At 42.4% G+C, this 20,688-nt stretch carries 14 protein-coding genes; 7 read left to right on the top strand and 7 right to left on the bottom strand.

Annotated features, from left to right (window positions below; all coding sequences use genetic code 11):
• Positions 1 to 199: 199 nt before the first annotated feature.
• The 6 genes from ACM0OR_RS21905 to ACM0OR_RS21880 form a co-directional block, all read right to left on the bottom strand.
• Positions 200 to 1,411, bottom strand: coding sequence for an EAL domain-containing protein (locus ACM0OR_RS21905; RefSeq protein ID WP_414578733.1), 1,212 nt, complete (start codon positions 1,409 to 1,411; stop codon positions 200 to 202).
• Positions 1,412 to 1,423: 12 nt separating this feature from the next.
• The gene (locus ACM0OR_RS21900; RefSeq protein ID WP_414578732.1) at positions 1,424 to 6,301 is read right to left on the bottom strand and encodes a PAS domain S-box protein; all 4,878 of its coding nucleotides are present in this window, start codon (positions 6,299 to 6,301) and stop codon (positions 1,424 to 1,426) included.
• Between the two features lie 298 nt (positions 6,302 to 6,599).
• Complete coding sequence (locus tag ACM0OR_RS21895; RefSeq protein WP_414578731.1) at positions 6,600 to 9,305, bottom strand: glycoside hydrolase family 10 protein; 2,706 nt, start codon at positions 9,303 to 9,305, stop codon at positions 6,600 to 6,602.
• Positions 9,306 to 9,397: 92 nt separating this feature from the next.
• A complete protein-coding gene (locus ACM0OR_RS21890; protein WP_414578730.1) occupies positions 9,398 to 10,738 on the bottom strand; it encodes a TIGR03279 family radical SAM protein in 1,341 nt (446 codons plus the stop codon).
• A 280-nt stretch (positions 10,739 to 11,018) separates the two neighbouring features.
• Complete coding sequence (locus ACM0OR_RS21885; protein WP_414578729.1) at positions 11,019 to 11,981, bottom strand: undecaprenyl-diphosphate phosphatase; 963 nt, start codon at positions 11,979 to 11,981, stop codon at positions 11,019 to 11,021.
• Positions 11,982 to 12,138: 157 nt separating this feature from the next.
• Positions 12,139 to 12,501 (bottom strand): hypothetical protein, encoded by a 363-nt coding sequence (locus ACM0OR_RS21880; protein WP_414578736.1) that lies wholly within the window; start codon positions 12,499 to 12,501, stop codon positions 12,139 to 12,141.
• Here ACM0OR_RS21880 and ACM0OR_RS21875 point away from each other — a divergent pair.
• The 7 genes from ACM0OR_RS21875 to nadB all read left to right on the top strand — a co-directional run bounded on the left by ACM0OR_RS21875 (position 12,413) and on the right by nadB (position 20,136).
• Positions 12,413 to 13,030, top strand: a complete 618-nt coding sequence (locus ACM0OR_RS21875) for a DUF3120 domain-containing protein (RefSeq protein WP_414578735.1) — start codon at positions 12,413 to 12,415, stop codon at positions 13,028 to 13,030. The two genes, ACM0OR_RS21880 and ACM0OR_RS21875, sit on opposite strands and share 89 nt — an antisense overlap.
• Before the next feature lie 566 nt (positions 13,031 to 13,596).
• Positions 13,597 to 13,884: a hypothetical protein gene (locus ACM0OR_RS21870; protein ID WP_414578728.1), complete on the top strand. Its 288-nt coding sequence runs from the start codon at positions 13,597 to 13,599 to the stop codon at positions 13,882 to 13,884.
• Positions 13,885 to 13,988: 104 nt separating this feature from the next.
• The gene (locus tag ACM0OR_RS21865; RefSeq protein WP_414578727.1) at positions 13,989 to 15,341 is read left to right on the top strand and encodes a mechanosensitive ion channel family protein; all 1,353 of its coding nucleotides are present in this window, start codon (positions 13,989 to 13,991) and stop codon (positions 15,339 to 15,341) included.
• On the top strand, positions 15,338 to 16,552 hold the full coding sequence (locus ACM0OR_RS21860; protein WP_414578726.1) for a MarR family transcriptional regulator: 1,215 nt from the start codon (positions 15,338 to 15,340) through the stop codon (positions 16,550 to 16,552). Before ACM0OR_RS21865 ends, ACM0OR_RS21860 begins: the two co-directional genes overlap by 4 nt.
• Before the next feature lies 1 nt (position 16,553).
• The gene (locus ACM0OR_RS21855; protein ID WP_414578725.1) at positions 16,554 to 17,459 is read left to right on the top strand and encodes a mechanosensitive ion channel family protein; all 906 of its coding nucleotides are present in this window, start codon (positions 16,554 to 16,556) and stop codon (positions 17,457 to 17,459) included.
• Between the two features lie 393 nt (positions 17,460 to 17,852).
• The gene (gene psbU, locus ACM0OR_RS21850; protein WP_414578724.1) at positions 17,853 to 18,281 is read left to right on the top strand and encodes a photosystem II complex extrinsic protein PsbU; all 429 of its coding nucleotides are present in this window, start codon (positions 17,853 to 17,855) and stop codon (positions 18,279 to 18,281) included.
• A gap of 178 nt (positions 18,282 to 18,459) precedes the next feature.
• The gene (gene nadB / locus ACM0OR_RS21845) at positions 18,460 to 20,136 is read left to right on the top strand and encodes an L-aspartate oxidase (RefSeq protein WP_414578723.1); all 1,677 of its coding nucleotides are present in this window, start codon (positions 18,460 to 18,462) and stop codon (positions 20,134 to 20,136) included.
• Between the two features lie 196 nt (positions 20,137 to 20,332).
• On the opposite strand, the gene ACM0OR_RS21840 is transcribed toward nadB, so the two are convergent.
• The gene (locus ACM0OR_RS21840; protein WP_414578722.1) at positions 20,333 to 20,569 is read right to left on the bottom strand and encodes a hypothetical protein; all 237 of its coding nucleotides are present in this window, start codon (positions 20,567 to 20,569) and stop codon (positions 20,333 to 20,335) included.
• Between the last annotated feature and the right edge of the window lie 119 nt (positions 20,570 to 20,688).

Below are 20,688 nucleotides of genomic sequence, written 5' to 3'. Positions count from 1 at the left end.
GAGCAGTTATCTATTTTATTTATAGTATTTTATCATAACCACTCTAGGAGAGCCTCGAAATTTTCTTAATTTAATTATGTATAATAGCTGGAAATTGAGTAATTGGTAATTAACGATACCTCACTAATTTTTACTGATTACCAATTACCACAATTAAACAATACTTACTTTAATCTGCATTTTACAAACATCCTGATTGTTATACAGATAATTGTTTTTTACTCCATAAAAAACTTTCAAATTCTCTTGATGGCAATGCTTGACTAAATAAGAACCCTTGCATAGAATCACAGTGATTTTCGCGTAAAAAAGATAATTCTGCTTCTGTCTCTACACCTTCAGCTATCACTTGCATATTCATATTATGTGCCATTTCGATTAAAGCTTTTGTAATGGCAGATTTTTGAGGATCTTGAGCAACATTATGGATGAAGTAACGGTCAATTTTCAGTGTATTAACAGGCAAGTTTTTCAAATAAACTAAAGAAGAGTAGCCTGTGCCAAAATCATCAATAGCAATTTTAACTCCTAAAGATTGCAATTCGTGAATAGTAAAAATTGCATTATTTAAATCCTGCATGATCATGCTTTCAGTTAGTTCTAATTCTAAATATTTTGGATCTAAATTATTTTTCTTGAGAACATGAGTTATTTTCTTAATTAAATCTGGCCTATTAAATTCTATCACTGATAAATTGACACTAAGAGTTAAGTAGTCTATGCCTGCATTTTGCCAAGTTCTGATTTGCTGGCAAACATTTTCTACTACCCATTGACCAATTGTAATAATTAACCCTGTAGACTCTGCTAATGGAATAAATTCTGCGGGAGATACTAAACCCAATTCTGGACTTTGCCAACGTAATAAACTTTCAGCAGCAACGATTTTACCAGATGATATATCGACTATAGGTTGATAATGTACCTCAAATTCTTGAAATTTTTGTTTTTTAATAACTTGATTGAGACTCATCGACACTAACTGCATTTTCGGCGATGTAGTTTTAACTGTGTTTTGATTGATGAAGTGTTTCTTCAACGTAGCTTGTCTTTCTAAACGATTCATCACGGCACTTAATAATTCTGCTCGTGTAAATGGCTTAGTCAGATAATCATCTGCTCCCATATCCATACCTTGCCGAAAATCGGCTTTGGCAGATTTTGCTGTCAAAAAAATGAAGGGAATCGCCGCAGTTGATGGTTCTTGACGCAATGTGGTGAGTACGCCATATCCATCAACTTCTGGCATCATCATGTCACACAAAATTAGATCGGGAAATTCTGCTAGAGCCAAATTGATGCCGATTCGGCCATTGTCCGCCGCCACCGTTTCAAAATCTTCAGCTTCTAGTAAGTCTAAAATGTTTTCACGTACTAGCTCTTCATCTTCAATCACTAAAATTTTGATCATTATTACCTCAATTTATATTTCATTATTTAATGGCAGATTAATAGTAAATACTGTACCAATTCCTAGTATACTTTTGACAAAAATTTCACCTTGATGAATGTTTACACATTTTTTTACAATAGCTAATCCCAATCCAGTACCTAAGATATTACCTACATTACTAGCTCGATGAAAGGATTCAAATAAACGAGGAATATCTTCTGAGGGAATCCCTATTCCCTCATCTTGAATTGCAAATATAGCTTGTCCATCTAACGACTTCAGCATAAATTTGATATTACTATTAGCAGGTGAATATTTGATGGCATTAGATAGTAAATTACTGAGAATATGTCCTAGTAATTTATCATCCATACAACATTCTATGGATTCCTGTTCACTGGTAAAGTGAATTTGGTGATTACTAAAATGCACTTGGTTTTCTTCTACTAATTGACGGCAGTATGCAACTAAATCAAAGGGTTGGGGTACGAACTCTAGTTTTCCCGCTTCTGCCTTACCAATGATCAAAACATCATCTAACATTTCAGTCATGCGCTTAACAGCAGTTTGAATCCGGGTTAGATGTGTAAGTTGTTTTTCTGGGGTCAATTTGTGATGATAGTGTTCTAGTAACTCAGAGGAAGACAGAATGATACTCAAAGGTGTGCGAAATTCATGGGAAGTCATAGAGACAAAGCGGGATTTGAGTTCGCTAAGTTCTTTTTCTTTCTCTAGTGCTACTTTTAATTCTTCTTCTAGTTGTTTGCGATCTGTAATATCTGCCCTGTAGCCGACTAGTTCCACTGGATTGCCGGCGTCGTCGCGCACCACCTTGCCTTTATCGTACAGCCAACGGTAAGTCCCATCTTGGTGTAAAAAGCGGTATTCCAGCTTATACTGCCCTTGTTCTAAGACATTGGCAAGATTGGCAATTACTTGTGGTGCGTCTTCAGAGTAGATACGACTTATCCAAAAGCTAGAATCTTCTGTAATTTGCTCTGCTTCATAGCCAAGCAGGGTGGAGACATTTTCGCTGATGAAGACAGCCCTAAAATTGCCCGCAGTTTCGCAGGCGTATATCATAGCTGGGCTAGATGTCAATAAATATTGCAGTCGCTGTTGGCTAATTAGTAGTGCTGTTTCTGCTTGTTGACGTTCAGTGATATCTGTTTGAATGCCAATGTAATGGGTGAGTTTATTACTATGATCATAAACGGGGGAAATATTTAACTCACTCCAAAATAAACTGCCATCTTTACGGTAGTTGCAGAGGATGACAGTGCCAGCCTTACCTGCTTGCATTGCAGCATTAAGTTCTTCTAACCCTGGTTGATTGATATCTGCGCTATGGAATAAGCGGAAATCCTGTCCAATTACTTCTTCGCCTGAGTAGCCTGTCATCCTTTCAAAGGCAGGGTTAACATAGATAATTGGCCCGTTGGGGATACTCGCATCTGCAATAATCATGCCATTACTGCTGGCTGCGATCGCCCGATCGCGCAGCCGTAATCCTTCCTCTACTTGCTGACGCTTGGTGATGTCAGTATGAATACATACTGCGCCGAAAATTTTGCCCTTAGCATCTTTAATGGCATCAATGCGGAGATCAACTTGCATAATTTGACCTATGCGCGATCGCATTGTCACTTCACCTCGCCAAGACTCTCCCCGATTGATAGCAGTTAATATTTGTTGACTGTCTTGAGGGATTTGGGAAATCACCCAAGTTCCCCCACCCGCTTCTAGTTGCTCTCGATTATAACCGTATAATCCCACAAAAGCTGGGTTAACATAAATACTTATACCCTTAACATCTGTGATCACAACAGCATCACTGGTACTTTCTATTGCTTTTTGAAAACGTAATAGAGATTCTTCTGCTAATTTGCGTTCGGTAATGTCGCGGGTTACTTTAGAAAAACCCTGTAAATTACCGCTTGTATCTCGTAATGCTGTTAAAATGCAGTTTGCCCAAAAATTTGACCCATCTTTGCGAATAAAGATACTCTCACATTCACATCTACCTTGGGCTGCTGCAATCTCTAACTGTTGCTGTGGTATAGCCTCAGCAATCTCTTCTGGCGGGAAAAAACAAGAAAAATCTTGTCCAACGATTTCTGGAGTTTGATATCCAGTAATACATTCTGCACCAGAGTTCCAACTCATTACTTGCCCTTGGGGGTCAAGCATATAAATTGCGTAGTCTTTAATGCTTTCTACTAATAAACGGAAATATTCTTCACTTTGGCGCAGTTCTTTTTCAGCCTGTTTGCGGTCTGTAATATCTGTAGATATGCCACATACAGCATATGGAACACCATTGTGATCTTTTAAAGGAAATTTGACAGAAATGTAGATGTGTAAACCATCTTCTTGAGGTACTACTTCTTCTACTTCAATGGGATTACCATCTGCAATTACCAAGTGGTTATTAACTGCAAAGCCATCAGCAATATGATGAGGCCAAACATCATATATGCTTTTGCCTGCAATTTCGTATTGATTAATATTAAAGAGTTTTTCGTATTGGTGATTAACTAGCAGAAATCTATTTTGGGTATCTATTAAGTAAATGACCGTCGGTGAGTTATCCAAAATTGCCTGTAATTGCGCCTGTACCTCCTGTAATTTGGACTCAGCTTGTTTACGATAAGTGACATCTCGATCTATGCCTCGGTAGCCACAAAATTTCCCCTCAGCATTAAATATTGGGACGCCACTAGTTTCTAGAATTACTAAATGACCATCTTTATGGAGGTTAATATTTTCTAGACATTTAAATGGTTGTTGAGCAGCTGCAATTGGCTCAAAGATGCTCAATATACGTTCAACTTCTTTTGGAGAAAGAAGTTCTAAGGGGCTTTTACCTAATAATTGGTGTGGTTCATAACCCAAAATATCTTTGACTTTGGGACTGACATAGGTATAGATAATGTTTTCATCCACTTCCCACACCCAATCACTGCTAGCCTCCACTAAGTTACGGAATCGTTCTTCACTTTGTTGTAAGGCGGCTTCAGCTTGCTTGTGTTTAATGCCAATAGCTATTTCGCGGGCGGCTATATCCAACGCTTCCACGGTAGATTCACTAAGAATTTGGCGCGAAAACAGGGCTATTACACCTATGATTTCGTTTTCCACAATCAGGGGATAGCCAGCGAAAGCAATCATACCTAAGTGTTTAGCCCACTCTTTATTACTAATGAGGGGGTCTTCCTGTACAGTGTTGGTGAGATAGGGCTGACCTTCTTGAGCAATTAATCCAATTTTGGATTTACCTAATGGTACATATCTATGCTGCCCATCGATGTGGGTGTATATACCTGAGCTGACTTGCAATTCCAAAATATTGTTTTGGGGGTTTAGTAGCCAAATGCGGGCAAAGGCGGCATCCAAACTTTTGACTAGTGCCTCGGTGCAGTAGCACATCATGTCTTGTAAGCTGGAACTTTGAGTCAGCAGAGTATCAACTTCACCCCGAAAATCTGCTAACCTGACTCGTTCTGCCAGAGCTTCCTCTGTACGTTTGCGCTCATCTATATCAGTGTTAGTACCGAACCAATTAACTATGTTACCTTGCTGATCTTGTAAAGGTAAGGCACGTCCTAAGTGCCAACGATAGGTGACAGAATCTGCTGATAACAGACGAAGTTCTATTTCATAATTAGCACCTGTAGTTAGGGAATGACTCCAAGCGGCTAAATACCTTTCCCTATCATCAGGATGGACAAATTTCTCCCACTGCCAACCCAATACTTGCTCTGGAGTAGTGCCGAAAAAGTCCAGGGTGCGCTGGTTGACATATTCATAATAGCCATCTGGTCTAGCAATCCAAACTTGTTGGGGAATAGATTCTGCCAGAAACCGAAAGCGTTCTTCACTTTTCGCTAAAGCGGTTTGTTCTGCCAGCAGTTGCTCATTTTTTTGTTGCAGGGCGATCGCGCGTTCAGCTAATTGCATTTCTAGCTCTTGGTTCGCCTGTGTTAAGTTGGCTTGTGCTTCTATGCGATGGTCGATATCCATCGTGACTCCAATCATGCGAATGGGTTTACCTATCCTATCTCTTAGGACTGTTCCCCTGGCTAAAACCCATTTATAGGCGGATGTTTGTCCTGGAATCAGTAACCGATGCTCTATCTCAAATGAACCCAGATTGGCGATCGCTGATTGGTTAGCTAGCTCAAATATTTCCCGATCATGAGGATGTACTAAAGTCAGCACTTCATCCCAATCAACTGTTCCCATTGCTTCAGGTTCACTACCCACAACAGCAGTATTCAAGAAATAGATTTGATTATTAGTCAGATTATGTTCCCAATAAATTGTTTTGGTTGTCTCTAGTGCTAACTTTAATGTGGCTGTATTCTCTGTACTGACATAGATGCTTTGCTGTCCCAAACATTCATTCAGGCTAGTAGCTTTAGTCTTTAATATTGCTTCTGCAACATTCCATGCTGCTGATTCCCTCAACTGTAATTGTTCTTTTGGACTACTATCTGCTGGTATTTCCAGAGATTGCAAAATGCTTTCAGGTGTGACTGTTCCTATTAGTTGACCTTCCTCATCTATAACTAACAAGCAATTTGATTGATATTGATGTAACCGTGAAATTGCGGTGGCTATATTCAGCAATTCTGAAGGCTTGATGATCATGGCTGTGGGCTGTTGCATGACAGCAGAAATTTTCGTTGTTGTGCAGTCCATACCTAACGCCACAAGCTTGACCAAGTGTTGTGCTGATAACCACCCGAATACCCGTGAATTGTTCACTACAACGATACCAGTACAGCCCTCATCCATCTGTGAGATTGCCTCTGAGACTAGTGTTTCTGGCTCAACCGTTAGTGGTGAACTGTTAATAGTTGACTTTAAACATCGTAGCCAGAGAAACTGAGATAATGAGGGCATAGATGGTTAATATCGCAAGTATCTGAAGATTGATTTCTTAAGTATATACTTTAAGTATTGTATCTATTATGATGCTAAATAAATAATAATATCTCTCGTATAAATACGATAAATTTAGTATGAAGAAATACAACAATTTGGAGGCTATAATTTGCTGATTCTACATGGGGTCTATGGTGCGGCGACGATGCTCCGCCCCACCATAGGCGATGGCGTAGCCTCTCGTAGAGATGCTCTCCAACCGACGGTCGGTCATCGCTAGATTTTCAGATTAAAACTACATAAATCGAGAGATTAATCAAAATTTTGGCCTTTGATTAGCTCTCTGCTGAGAATTTAACTCTAATCGCCTTTCACCATACTTTAATAGTCTTTCTATAGTGGATAGACGACTTTCCCAAGCTTTGACTTGATAACTATTACTGATATTTTTTTCTTGTGTCCACACCCGAAACTGAGATTGGAAGCGTGTTAGGGTGGATTTAGCTACTAGCAGTTTTCTGGGAGAAGGGGAAGTTGCTAATTGAGTTAAAGCATTTTGTAATACTTCCGCCTGGCTGTGAAAGTCGGAAATTACCTTGGGCGATATTTGTAATTTTTCTTGATGTAAAACTAAACGCCATTCTCTTTGTAGAGCATTATACCGAGCTACAGCCGATTGTAAAGGATTACGATGGGGTATAGGTTCATTAATGACAGTCCCAAACTTTCCTTGAGTGTTAACAAAGAGCTTGTGTAGTTCATGGTTAACATTTTCGGCAGCAAAAAGTGCATAACCACCAACTGGTAAATCCCTAACCAATTGCAGTTGGTCGAATGTTCCTAGGGTGGGTAAAGAAAGCAGGCGAATTCCTGGTATTAACAAGGTAGAGCCTAACTGAGTCGAAGCGATCCAAGGTTGTGCTAGCTGTTGAAAGCGCACAGTATCTTGGGCATAAGTCATGGGAATAATTAAATCAATATCCCCTCGTCGCGCCCACACTTCCCAATGTTGTTGCAATTTCTGGATACGTTCTGCTTCTGGTAGCGGAAAGACAGCCACCGACAAAATCAAGTGACTTCGCTTTTGTCGCATCATCTGTGATACTTCGGTCACAAAGCTATCTACTTGCTGAGTGCGAAATGCTGTCCACTGTTGCCACAATTGAGGTTGACTTGGTGTAATTGTTACTGGGTCTACCCCTGTGAGTTTTTGAAACTGCGCTCTAGCAGCTTGACCATAGCCATAAGTCCGACCGGCGGCTGGGTCTTGAAAGGGATAGCGAATGTAGTCTAGTTGTAGTCCGTCTACTTTATAGCGGGTGACAATCTCCTCATACAACTTGAGTAAATACTGCCGCACTTCGGGATTAGCTGGGTCAAGAAATGGCTTGGTCTGCCCTACAGGAATAATTTTGCCCTGGTTATCATAATTAGCCCAATCAGGGTGAGCAGCTAGCACTGGCCCTGGATAATCAGAATTGATGTTGAGCAGTTCATTATGACGCTGATTTCCCACTGCAAAAGTCCACACCCAAGCGTGTAACTCCATCCCTCTCTCATGGGCTAATTTCACCCCCACAGCCAAAGGATCCCAATCCCGAATTAATGGGTTTTGCTGCGGTGCGACTTGGCTGGGATAAATGGGATAACCAGCATTAACAGCTTCAAAAAAAACAGTATTGATACCAGATTGTGCTAGACGGTCAAAAACTTTACTTAGTCCTTGTTCGCCACCTGCACGAACAATTGTCCCTCGGTCTAACCACACGGCACGAATTTCGGCTGGTGCTAATCTGCGATCAACAGGAAACTGTTTCCACAAATTATTTCTAGCTACTAGCCATTGTTGACGCGCCAAGGCGTAATTTTTATTGGCAATCAACCGAGGTAAGTTGTTGGCTATGACCCTAGCTTGTGCTAAAACTTGCTCTTGATTAGGTATAGGTGTAACTAATCTAGTAGTAGCCAATTGTCTATCCTCTCCCTTGACAGATTGGGATACGTCACTGCTAGGAGCATTGGCTAAAGCTGCTAAATGTGCGCTTTCGACTCGACCAATGAGATTTTCTAGCTGTTGTTGCATGGCGGCGGCTTCGCCAGCATTTATAGGTTCATGAGAATTAGGGACAACATCCCAACGGACTGTTTGTTCTAATTGGTCTATAGCCTCATCCTGTTTCGTTGTCGAGACGCGATGAATCGCGTCTGTTGGGGAAGTCGGAGAAGTAGAGGGAGTCTTAGCTATTGGTGTAGGGCAAGTTGGGGCAGGTTCTGTGATATTTTGATTACCATTGGCTGGTATTGAGATATGACGATTGAGAGCAACTTGTAACCACACCGTATCCAATTCAGCAGAAGAAGCTGCATCTGTTCCCCACCGCCAACCCAACAAGGTGGAACGTTCTGTAGTCACCACAGCAGCAGGATTATCTTGAGAATTCCAAACAGCCACAGCTTTGCTACTACCATCATTGGGAACTAACACACCGCCATGTACCTGACCAAAAAGTCCCTTTTGGTTTACCCAGGCTGGAAGTTGAGTTTTTGGCGGTTTCAGCTGCTGTTTATCTTTGATGCTAAATCCCCAATAGCTTCCCAAGAGGTTTTTTAATAGCTGACGCACTCCGGGGGTTGAGAGACTACCTATTGCACCGCTAGCAATCAAATTACCACCTTTGTTCGTCCATGCTTCTAGTGCGATCGCTTGGGGGGGTGTGAGTGTTTCAATATTTGGTAAGAATAATACCTGGCGATCGCCCCAATCTGCCGCACTTTTCACCCTCTCTAGGGGAAGTACACAATAGGGTACGCCAATAGTTTGTAAGCGTTTGGTAATGCCTATCCAATGCTGTGTATTTTCTGGGCTTTGTACCACACTCAAGACAGGTGCTGCTGTAGCTGCCTTGACTGACAGAATATTTAAACAGTTAACAATAATAAATTGAGATGTAAAAATGAAGAATCCGTGATTTTTTAATAATAACTTTGTACTTTTTTTATTGACTAAACCCTGATTCTTCACTACACGCCCTCACTAATTAATTAACGTTTCTTTATTATTTATGAAGCAAAATAACCATATTTTACCTCCGAAAAACAACTGAGATTTACTAATTAAATGCTCACCGCATGACTAATACAAGTATTGATCAGTTCTTCTACCCCTGCTACTGGCAAAATTTTTGTATTTAATTTTTGCGCTACTTCTGCCACACTCATATCATCTAAAAATACCAATTCTCCATGTTTAAGCATGACATTAGGGAGCAAAATTCCCTCACCTAAATCTTGCCCTTTTAAGTTTAAAAGTAAGTCTTGTCCTGTAATTAAGCCTGTAACACTAATAGCTTGCCCCCAATAATTACTATTTAGTGCCTGCATATTTACTTCCAAACCTGCAACATTATTTAAGCGTCCCACAATTGGTTGGAAGGCTTTTTCTACAGCATTACCAACAACCCAAGTCAATTTTCTGGTAGGTGAGATTTTTTCTGGTAATAACTCCGCCGCCGCAGTTTCAAATTGCTTAATAAATAAGCGAATTGAACCCACACCGTTGTCAATTTGCGGATACTCTTCATACTCAGATTCACTGGGTAATTCTGCACCAGCAATCAAAAACCATTCATCAGCTAACCAAGCCACATTAGAACCAGACTTTTGCCGAAATTCTCGTGTCAGTAATTGCACTTGAGCAATCACTTCTTGAGCTTTTTCTGGGGTTACAGGTACTAGTTCGTCTTGTTCAGGACGGAATCTTGTCAAACCTACTGGTACGACTGCCACCGATGCTACAGTAGGAACTTCACCAGTATAAAATGACGCTAAATCCCGTAGGGTTTGTTCCAGGTGTTGACCATCATTTATCCCCGGACAGACGACGACTTGAGCATGAATTTGCAACCGTCTTTGTTGAAACCAGCACAACTGTTCTAAGATTTGTCCCCCACGCTGATTTTTCAGTAGTCTAATTCTGATGTCCGGTTCTGTCGCATGAACGGAAACATACAAGGGAGACAACCGCATCTGCTCAATCCGTTGCCATTCCCTTTCCGGTAAATTGGTGAGGGTAAGATAAGAACCATACAAAAAGCTCAAACGGTAATCATCGTCTTTCAAATACAAGCTAGAACGCTTCCCTGGGGGTTGTTGGTCAATAAAGCAAAACGGACAGCGATTATTGCATTGAATTAGACTATCAAAGAGCGCAGTTTCAAACTCTAACCCCAGGTCTTCGTCGTAGTCTTTTTCAATTTCAATATAATGAGTTTTGCCAGAAGCATCTAAAATTTCTAATTCTAAAAATTCATCTGAGCAGAGAAATTTATAATCAATTAAATCACGGGGCTGTGTGCCATTGATAGCTGCGATCGCATCACCAACCTCAAAGCCAATTTCAGATGCGATCGAGTCTGGTAATACCTGAGTAATTTTGGCAGGACGAATAGTAGTCATGAGTCTAAACAGTGCTGAGTGCTGAGTGCTGAGTAATGAGTGCTGAGTAATGAGTAATGAGTGCTGAGTGTTGAGTAGTGAGTAGTGAATAAAGTTGGGGAAACTTTACCTCAAATGATGCTATACCAATGTAGCGGAAGAGTTTCCCCGCATAAAGCCACTGGCATACTCTTCTTTTAACTCAGCACAGGCTAAACGCCCTGCTACCGCTACTGCTAACAGCACTCATTACTCAGCACTCAGCACTCATTACTCAGCAGTCACTACTCAGCACTCACTACTAACTATTGTTCAACAGTCCGGCACTGATTGCACTTAAAATTACTACACCAAATACCAATCGATACCAAATAAACACCCAAGTGCTTTGAGTTTTGAGGAAACGTAGTAATCCGGCGATCGCAATATAAGAAAAAATCGCCGCCGAAATTACTCCCGCTACCAAGGGAATAATCGCCCCATCCCCTAAACTTGTACCTAACAAATCTTTTAATTCCACTAACCCCGCTAAGGTAATGGCGGGAATCCCTAGCAAAAATGAAAACCTAGCTGCGGTTTCCCGTTGTAAGCCCATAAATAAGCCCGAAGTGAGGGTAGAACCAGAACGAGATACCCCAGGAACTAAAGCTAAAGCTTGGGCTAAACCCATCAATAGACCATCTTGCATCGTTAAGTGTTCAAAATCTCGCTGACGCTGACCAAGTTTTTCTGCCAAGCCTAGTAAAATTGACATGACAATTGAGGCAATGGCGATCGCGCCTAGGCTTCTAATCGGTGAATTATCAAAGTCTGGAATAAATCTTTTAATTAACAGTCCAAAAAAGATAATTGGTAAAGTTCCCAAAAGAATACCCAACAACAAGCGAAAATCATAATCATTGTAATCTTTCAGGGCGATCGCTCTGGTAGCTCCCTTCATAATTCTGGTCAAATCTTCCCAGAAATACGACAACACAGCAGCTATACTACCTAGCTGAATGATGGCAGTAAAAGCCACCCCCGGATCACCCCAACCCAAGGCTACGGGTACTACCTTTAAATGGGCTGTGCTGCTAATTGGTAAAAACTCAGTCATTCCCTGCACAAAGCCTAAAACAATCGCCTGCCAAATATTCATTGCTTTCACCCCAACTGTACTGATACTAGTTGGGGTACTGAGAACTTTGATTGGAAATGCTGCTACCGATAAAACAGCAGAGACTGCACCAAGCAGCACAAACCACCGACGTTTCAATAAAGTCATGAGTCTACCTGCGATCGCTGTGATTACCAATAATTAAACAAACAGCTGTCTCAATAACTTGCCAGGAAAATTACCCAACAAAGCATCTCATGTTCTAGTTGGCTGTGCAAGGGATTGGATACTGGGGAGAAATTTTTCACCTGTCACCCATAACCTGTCACCTATCACCTACCCCACGCAAAACCGTAGTAAGATAAGAATGCCCCAGGGGGGGATTTTGGCGTATGGTATTTTGGGTAATATAAAGTTTAGTAACAATTATTAAAATTTTGATTAATAATATTTTGTCCTCATACACTACTTCGACCACGGCGATAACTACGGAATTACTTCCAAGGGAAACAGAACCAAGGGAAATTAGGGAATTAGAATCAACGTTACAAGCTTCAGCGTCTTTTCCCCTAGTTGTACCTGGGCGACAAACTTGGTTAATATTTGCCGCCGCAGTGTTTTTAGTGTCAGTGCCAGTATTTATTGAAGCGCCACTGGTGCGATCGCTGCCGGTTCTCAGTTTAGCCATGACCGGATTTTGGGTATGGCTGAGTTTTAAATTAATGTCACGCCCTGCTACTTATCTTTGGGGAGATTTACTCTTAGGCTTTAGCTGGAGTTGGTTAGCAGGGGCAATTTACTGGGGTTGGTTGCGTTTTGAGCCTTTATGGCATCTACCAGTAGAATCAATAGGTCTACCCTTTGCCTGTTGGTGTTTAGTACGTAATTGGGGCAAAGTTGGTAACTGGTTTTATTTAGGTTCTTTACTCGGTACAGTCTTAACAGATGTTTACTTTTATTTAGTAGACTTGATACCCTATTGGCGGCAAATCATACAGGTAGAACCCAGCAATGTGTCACCGATTTTACAAGCTGCCGTTACACAAGTACAAACTCCTTGGGGTGTAACCTGGGCAATAATTCTGGCTTTAGTTTTGCTAGCAACTGGCATCATACCTTTAAACCAAAAGCAACTCCACTGGTATGCTTTTGGTGGTGCAGTCTTAAGTACAATTTTGGTAGACAGTCTATTTTTGTTAGCGGCTTTGGCAGCCTAAAAATCAACGGTGTTGATTTTTAGTTATTGGCGTAGTTTCCCGATGTGTAGAGACGTTGCAATGTAACATCTCTACGAATTTTTGCTGTGGGAGAGTTATTTTATCTGAACCGTATTGTCCTAAAAATAAGTCGCACATCACGTAGGTTAAGAAAATATACGTAAAATTTTATGCTAAATCCCTTGCATCTATACTAACCATGACTATAGAAGTATGAGCGTTGCTGAATTATGGGATGAAATTGGCGGTATTGAAATCTCAAACCCCTTATACTCTCTGCGTCTCTGTCTTGAAAAGTTCTGTTCGGAGGAAGCCTCCGCACCTGCGGGTGAATCCTACCTACGGATACGCTACGCGTTCACTCAGTGTTCCGTAAAGACTGCGGCATAGCTACGCTTAGGGCGCAGCCTCTCTTAGAGAAGGAAGCGCGGTAGCGTCTCTGAAGGAGAAGCAAGCCATCTGCGCGCCAGCGTCCGTAGGGAAGTAGAGAAGCGGGGCGTAGCCTGATAGGGCATCCCACAATTATGCAACGCCGAAGTACAAAATATTATGTTGAGGAGAAAGACATGGAAGACAAAAATGCTTATCAAGGTGAAATGGAAGCAAAACTCCAAGAATGGGGCGCGAAACTGGATGCAATGAGAACCAAAGCCGATCAAACCAGTGCAGATGCTAAAGCTGAACTAGACAAGCAAATCAAAGAGTTAACAACCAAACGAGAGGCCATGCAGCAAAAGCTAACCGAGCTAAAAGCCTCTAGTGATGATGCTTGGGAGAGCTTGAAAGCTGGTACACAAAGTGCCTGGAATGATTTGAGTGCTTCCTTTGAAGAAGCCGCTTCTAAATTTAAATAGATCGTTGCTGTGAGAAAGGGACTATGGGTTTGGTTAGGTACTTTTTGAACCGACAGAAAGCGTTTCTTTCTCAGTGTACCTGGCTGCGATGGAGCATCCCAGTTTTGATTGTATTGATACTGAACTTTCCTAGCCTGACTCTTCAGGCTCAGGAAGAGGCAGTTCCCTCTGCGCCCTTATCAACTTCACCCAAAGTAGCTTCTGTTAATGACACTGAAGATAATCTGTTTTTTGCCGATATTTTAGTACGAGGGCAGCCCATTTTTCAGGTAGGTAGTTTGGCAGAGTTAAGTGCTACTAAACGCGCCCAAATCATTAATCGCCGCATTGGTGGGTTGTTAAGCCAGTCGCGATCGCCTGATGTTGTTTTCTCACAGTTTGATTCAGAGCGTCGATTTGCTCTGGTGAAGGTCAATAATCGTGTATTAATGACAGTCACTCAACAGGATGCTCTCGACTTTAATGTCACGGTGGAAGAGCTAGCAAAGCAATGGGCAGAAAGTTTGAATCGGGCATTTGCCCAACCAAATCTAGCAATTGATGTGCTGCAACGTTTGGATGGCACGTCTCGTCAGTTGGTGGGTAACACAATTAACTTGTTGCCGTCGCTCCTGGGCGCACTCTTGATTGTGGGCGTTACCTGGATGGTTGCTAGGGGAGTGCGTCGAGTGGGGTTGCTGTGGGCAGAACAAACCGAGGGCGATCGCAGCACCGAAGTCTTGATTGGGCGACTGTGCTACGGTGGCGTTTGGGTTGTAGGCAGTGTAATTGCGCTGGGAATTATGGGCTTGGACTTTGCCACTCTCTTAGGAACATTAGGGCTGACTAGTGTTGCTATTGGTTTTAGCCTCAAGGATATCTTGAGCAACTATATTTCCGGGGTGATTTTGTTAGCAGCCCGCCCCTTCCACATCAACGATCAAGTGGTGATTGGAAACTACGAGGGAACGGTGGTGCAAATTCAACTGCGGGCAACCACGATGCGAACCTATGATGGGCGACTGGTGTATATTCCCAATCAAGAGGTTTTCCAGAGCAGTATTATCAATAACACAGCCTCTCCAGTCCGGCGGAGTCATGTCATGGTTGGCATTGATTACGATGCCAATCTCAACACAGCACAACAAATTATTGTGGAGGCTGTGATGCAGGTAGAAGGTGTAGAATCAGACCCACCCCCTGTGATTTTAGTGCGAGAGTTAGCGGCGAGTACAGTCAATATAGAAGTGCGGTTTTGGGTGAATTCACGGCGACAATCCTTTTTGCAAGTCACATCTGTGGTTACCCAGAGCATTAAAGAACAGTTACAGGCGGCTAACATCGAAATGCCAACCGAAATCTATACCCTAACCTTTAGGGACGCACCTTTAGTACCAAAAACAGCAGCCACCGAAGAGCCGCGCTCAGAGGCTGTCTTATCTTCTAATCATTCTCAAGCCTCCGAGGAGCATCGATGACTCATTACTTTATTCGCTCCATCGGACAACGCGTGCAGTCGTGGTTTACCCAAGTAAAAAACACAGAAATAGATCAGGCATTGGTTGAGCTACCTGATACCATCCAAACTCAACTAATACTGAAAATTCAGGCATTACCCAGTCCTAAAGCCTATCAAACCAATGTGCAGGAGGCGATCGCCAATGCGATTAACACTTGGCAACAGAACCTAGATGCACCGAATAACCTGGTGGTTTTAGCTAATCCCGTAGAGGCGATCGCCAAAATTTTGGGCGATAGTTTGAAAAACTGGCAAGATACCCCGGTGCAAGTGATTACACCGCTTACTTGTTTGAACCGCCCTTGCAATCCACTGAAGATAACTCAGCAGATTCAGCAGGCACTTACACCTTACCAGCAGGTCGATACGACTAACTCAAGGAATACTGATGATCAACTTAATGTAGAAAGCCTCGAACAGCGTACTACGTTAATTGTTATTCCCTGTCTAGAGCAGTGTTTCCTGCGCTGTATTGGCGGCTGGGATGGCATCGAATACTTGCGAGATGTTGCCATTCATAATCGCAACTGTTTCTGGATCATGGGATGCAATCAATGGGCTTGGGATTTTCTCGATTTTGTTTGCCAGATTAGCTCTTATTTTAGCGAAGTAGAAGCTTTGCCAGCAATAGATGGAGCAATGCTTCAGGTATGGCTAGACCCCATCGCCAAAACAGTGCTTGACACAAGTGACCTCGAAAACTCCGATGGCGATCGCACCAATGAGGAACGCCACAAATCCTATTGGGATTCCTTAGCTAGTCAATCCTCTGGAGTCAGCAGTATTGCAGCCAATCTCTGGTTAGAGAGTTTGCGCGTTAGCCAAGCAGATATGGAAGATAACGAGCCAAATCAACCCACGTTGACGAAAACTGGCAGTGAAAAACCTATCACCCTACACGAAACCAACCCTTCTTTACCTAATCTGCCGCCTTTAACAGCTATCGACCGCTATTTACTCCATTCTGTGCTTATTCATGGGCAGATCACCCGCGCTCATCTGGCACTCAGCTTGGGTGAATCAGAAAGCCATATCCAGGCTCATATTCAACGGTTATTGCGAGCAGGGTTACTGGAACGAGGCAATGGGGCATTGTCTGTGCGCGCCTCACACTACACCAGGCTGAAGAACGAATTAGCAAATAACAACTTCTTTGTTGGCAAAAATTAACATGACTTTATCGAATTTAGATCCCATCGGTCTCGTTTCTCCGATTGAGTGGTGTAGCCAAACGTTCGTATTCGCCCAATTAGAGGTATCGCAAAACCTACCTCAGCGACTTCTCACAGACGTGAGTCTACAAAAAATCTTTCGTGCTATTATCACCGTTGCGATCGCCTATGGGAGTTCGTTGACTGTTCAATCGTTAACCAACTGGATTTCAGAACGAGTCCCACGTCGATTTCGGTTACTAATCAAACAATCCCTTCCCTTTTGGAAAGGACTGATTTTGATTGTGACAATTTTTTATTTACTCAACCTATTCCTGAATTTGTCTCAAGCAAATCTCTTGGCATTAACGGGAACGCTCGCCGTTGCCCTAGGATTTGCGTTTAAGGATTATGTTAGTTCTATTATTGCGGGAGTGGTTGCCTTGTTTGAAGCTCCCTATCGAGTAGGCGATCGCATTCAAATTGAAGACCATTACGGCGAAGTGATAGGCTATGGACTGCGAGGGATTCGGCTACAGACTCCTGATGATAATACTGTTACCATTCCCCACAATAAAACCTGGACAGAAGCTGTATCTAATGCCAACAGTGGACAATTAGAAGCCCAAGTTGCCACTGATTTTTATTTTGATCATAATGTGGATGTAGAACAGGTGATTCGGATTTTATATCAGGCGGCATACAGCAGCAAGTACACGCAGCTTAATCTCCCGATTGTTGTAGTTATGCAAGAACAAATTTGGGGGACTCAATTCAAACTGCGATCTTACCCAATGGATGCACGAGATGAATTTGTCTATAAAACCGATCTGATTCGGCGTTCTAAGCAAGCTTTTGCTCTTCACAACTTAGCCTACCCAAAACTTTCGAGTGTCTTCCAAGGTGAAAGCAACCTCACCTACTAGCATACTCAGCACAGGCAAAAAATATTAAGGGAATTCTAGAAATTAAATGAGCCAATTTCCTAGAACAAAGACGATGATCAGATAGATTATTTCTCCTCTGCTCCCCCTGCTTACACAGTTATGAGACATTTTTTTAGTGGGCAGTCCTTAAGCTCTCTTCTCCTGTTCCCAGCCTAATTTCTGTTGCCAAGCAAGTATCAGCAAAGATTGTGGCCATTAATAAGCTGTATATTAGTTTTTGATGGCTGCTGTGTGTAGATTAAGCCATCAGCTTTTAGTCAACAGTTAATAATCGAGAGTCAATAGTCACAACTATGGATGATGGACTAGATATTGTTGGCAGCTGTGAGCTTAACGCTGTTATTTCAGTTTGATGGAAAGAGGTAAAAAATCGTGAAAGGATTGGCGCGTTTATTAACAGTATTTAGTTTGTTGCTTGGTTGTTGGGGATGGTTGGGAACAACTCAGATTGCCCAAGCTGCCAATTTACAAAGTTTCGTTATGCCTCAAGTCCCAGTTTTAGCAATTGAACGGAGGAATCGAGCAGACGACAAACTAGCAACAGAGTTCGGTAAAAAAGTTGATTTGAATAATACCAACGTCAGAGCTTTTCAACAATATCCAGGTTTATACCCCACTCTGGCGAAGAAAATCATCAAGAATGCTCCTTACTCTAAAGTCGAGGATATCTTGGATTTACCTGGATTGAGCGATCGCCAAAAGCAACTGCTGCAAGCTAATTTTGATAACTTCACTGTGACAGAACTAGAATCTGTCTTCAATGAAGGCGATGATCGCTTTAACAACGGTATCTACAGATAATTTTTCATGTAGTTCCTGTCAAGAAGACTCACCCACCCTCTATCCAGGGGGTGGGAGTCTTATTATTTAAGAAGGGAAGAAATTACTAATTCGTAATTCGTAATTCGTAATTCGTAATTAAGGTTGAGTATTGCTTCCTGATTCTTAGTCTCCAGTCCCCAGTCCCCAGTCCCCAACCTTGCCACAAATAGACATACCTAGCCAATTTGACGTTTTAGTAGTCGGTGCGGGTGCAGCCGGACTTTATACAGCTTTGTGTCTGCCAGAATCTTTGCGTGTCGGCTTGATTACTAAAGAAACAGTTGCTCTTTCAGCCAGTGATTGGGCGCAAGGTGGTATCGCCGCCGCGATCGCTCCAGATGATTCTCCTGCCCTTCATATTGAAGATACGCTCCAAGCAGGCGCAGGTTTATGTGATGTTGAAGCTGTAGAATTTCTCGCCCAACACGCCCCTAGTTGTATTCAATCTTTGGTAAACTTGGGGGTGGCTTTTGATCGTCATGGGCAAGCCCAAGCTCTAGCATTAACGTTAGAAGCAGCCCATTCGCGTCACCGGGTTCTTCACGCTGCTGACACCACCGGTAGAGAAGTGACAACGACTCTTACCGCCCAAGTATTACGTCGTCCAAATATTCAAGTAATTCAGCAAGCTTTAGCTTTGAGTCTGTGGCTAGAACCTGAAAGTGGTAAGTGTCAGGGAATTAGTCTGTTCTATCAAGGTGAAATTAGCTGGATCAAAGCTAGGGCTGTGGTACTAGCTACAGGTGGCGGCGGCCAGGTATTTGCCCAGACTACCAATCCAGCCGTTAGTACCGGCGATGGAGTGGCGATCGCTTGGCGGGTGGGAGCAATTCTCCGCGATTTAGAATTTGTGCAATTTCACCCCACTGCTTTAACTAAACCCGGACGCTTTCTCATTAGTGAAGCTGTCCGTGGGGAAGGCGCACACCTGATTGATGATGAAGGACGGCGGTTTGCTTTTGACTATCACTCCTCTGGTGAACTTGCACCTAGAGATGTAGTCAGTAGAGCCATTTTTAGCCATCTCCAACATACCGCCGTTGATCTAGCTACTGCCCATGTGTGGTTAGATATGCGCCCTATCCCCCCTGAAAAAATTCGCCAGCGTTTTCCCAACATTCTGAAAGTTTGTCAGCATTGGGGGATTGATGTCTTTCATCAACCCATCCCTGTCGCCCCAGCCGCCCATTACTGGATGGGTGGCATTGCTACTGATTTGATGAATCGTACCAATGTTCCGGGATTATACGCAGTGGGAGAAACTGCCAGTACAGGGGTACACGGGGCTAATCGCCTAGCAAGTAATTCTCTACTGGAATGTATTGTTTTTGGCGCACAGTTGGCACAAATCGAACTTCCTGATGAAGAAGACGCAGAACTACCAGGATTACCCGCACGGGAATTTAATATTGATGTTAACGAATGGCAACACCAACAAACACAGCTAGCCACCATCAGGGAAAAATTACCCCGCCTAGTTTGGCAAAGTGCTGGTATTTGTCGGGAAGAGTCAAGTTTATTGAGTGCGATCGCTACTTTAGAATCCTGGCGGCAAGATTTCGAGGATTTGCCTTTGAGTCAATTCTTACTGGCTTTACATCCCAATGAACCTGTTAAATTCAATTTTCCAGACGTTGATCAACAAGTCCGACTTTGGGCAGAAACTGGCAATTTACTGGATGTAGCTTATCTCATCCTCAAAAGTGCCGCCTTTAGAACTGAAAGCCGGGGTGGACATTATCGTTTAGACTACCCCCACCCCAATCCTGATTGGCAAACTCACACTTTAGTACATAAGTACCAATGGAGTAAATCGTCAATTGTGAAATCTTAAATCTTTCTTAAGTAAATTCTACTAAGTGCTTTCATTGACTATACTCTTCTCAGAAAGAGCAAGTATAAATACTGAAGGTTCTCTATTCCTCATACACCACAGCTTTTGTGTTGAGACGTAAGAATTTTGTCGCAAGAACCACCTTGTGACTAGATTTTTTGGGTTTGTGCTTCCCATATTTTTTCAAAAAAAAGATTTAGCGAGTACCACTCCCATACTCGCTGTCTGGCCCTCCATAATTTGGTGGGACGTAAGTATTAAATACATCTTTTTGCTGATATTGACGAGTTTTTGTAGGGTTACTATCAGGATGATGAGAAGCAAGATTTGGTGAATGGCGAAAAGTGGCCGTAGCGTCAGCAACTTTTGGTATTACCAAAAAAGCACTGAGACACAACATCACAGCACTAATGATTTGCAATTTTGTCTTCATAGCTCTTTGTAGCCGGAAAATATTGTGGATTTATCGCGCGTGTTTTGTTAAATACAGGAAACTGAATTACTTTTACAAAATTTTGTTTTTGGAAAAGCTTTTGCTTATTTACCGAAAAA

Source organism: Anabaena sp. CCY 9402-a, assembly GCF_963920945.1.
Lineage (GTDB): Bacteria > Cyanobacteriota > Cyanobacteriia > Cyanobacteriales > Nostocaceae > Trichormus > Trichormus minutissimus.
The sequence above is the reverse complement of the archived record's forward strand: the minus strand, read 5'-3'. Positions and strand labels throughout refer to the sequence as shown.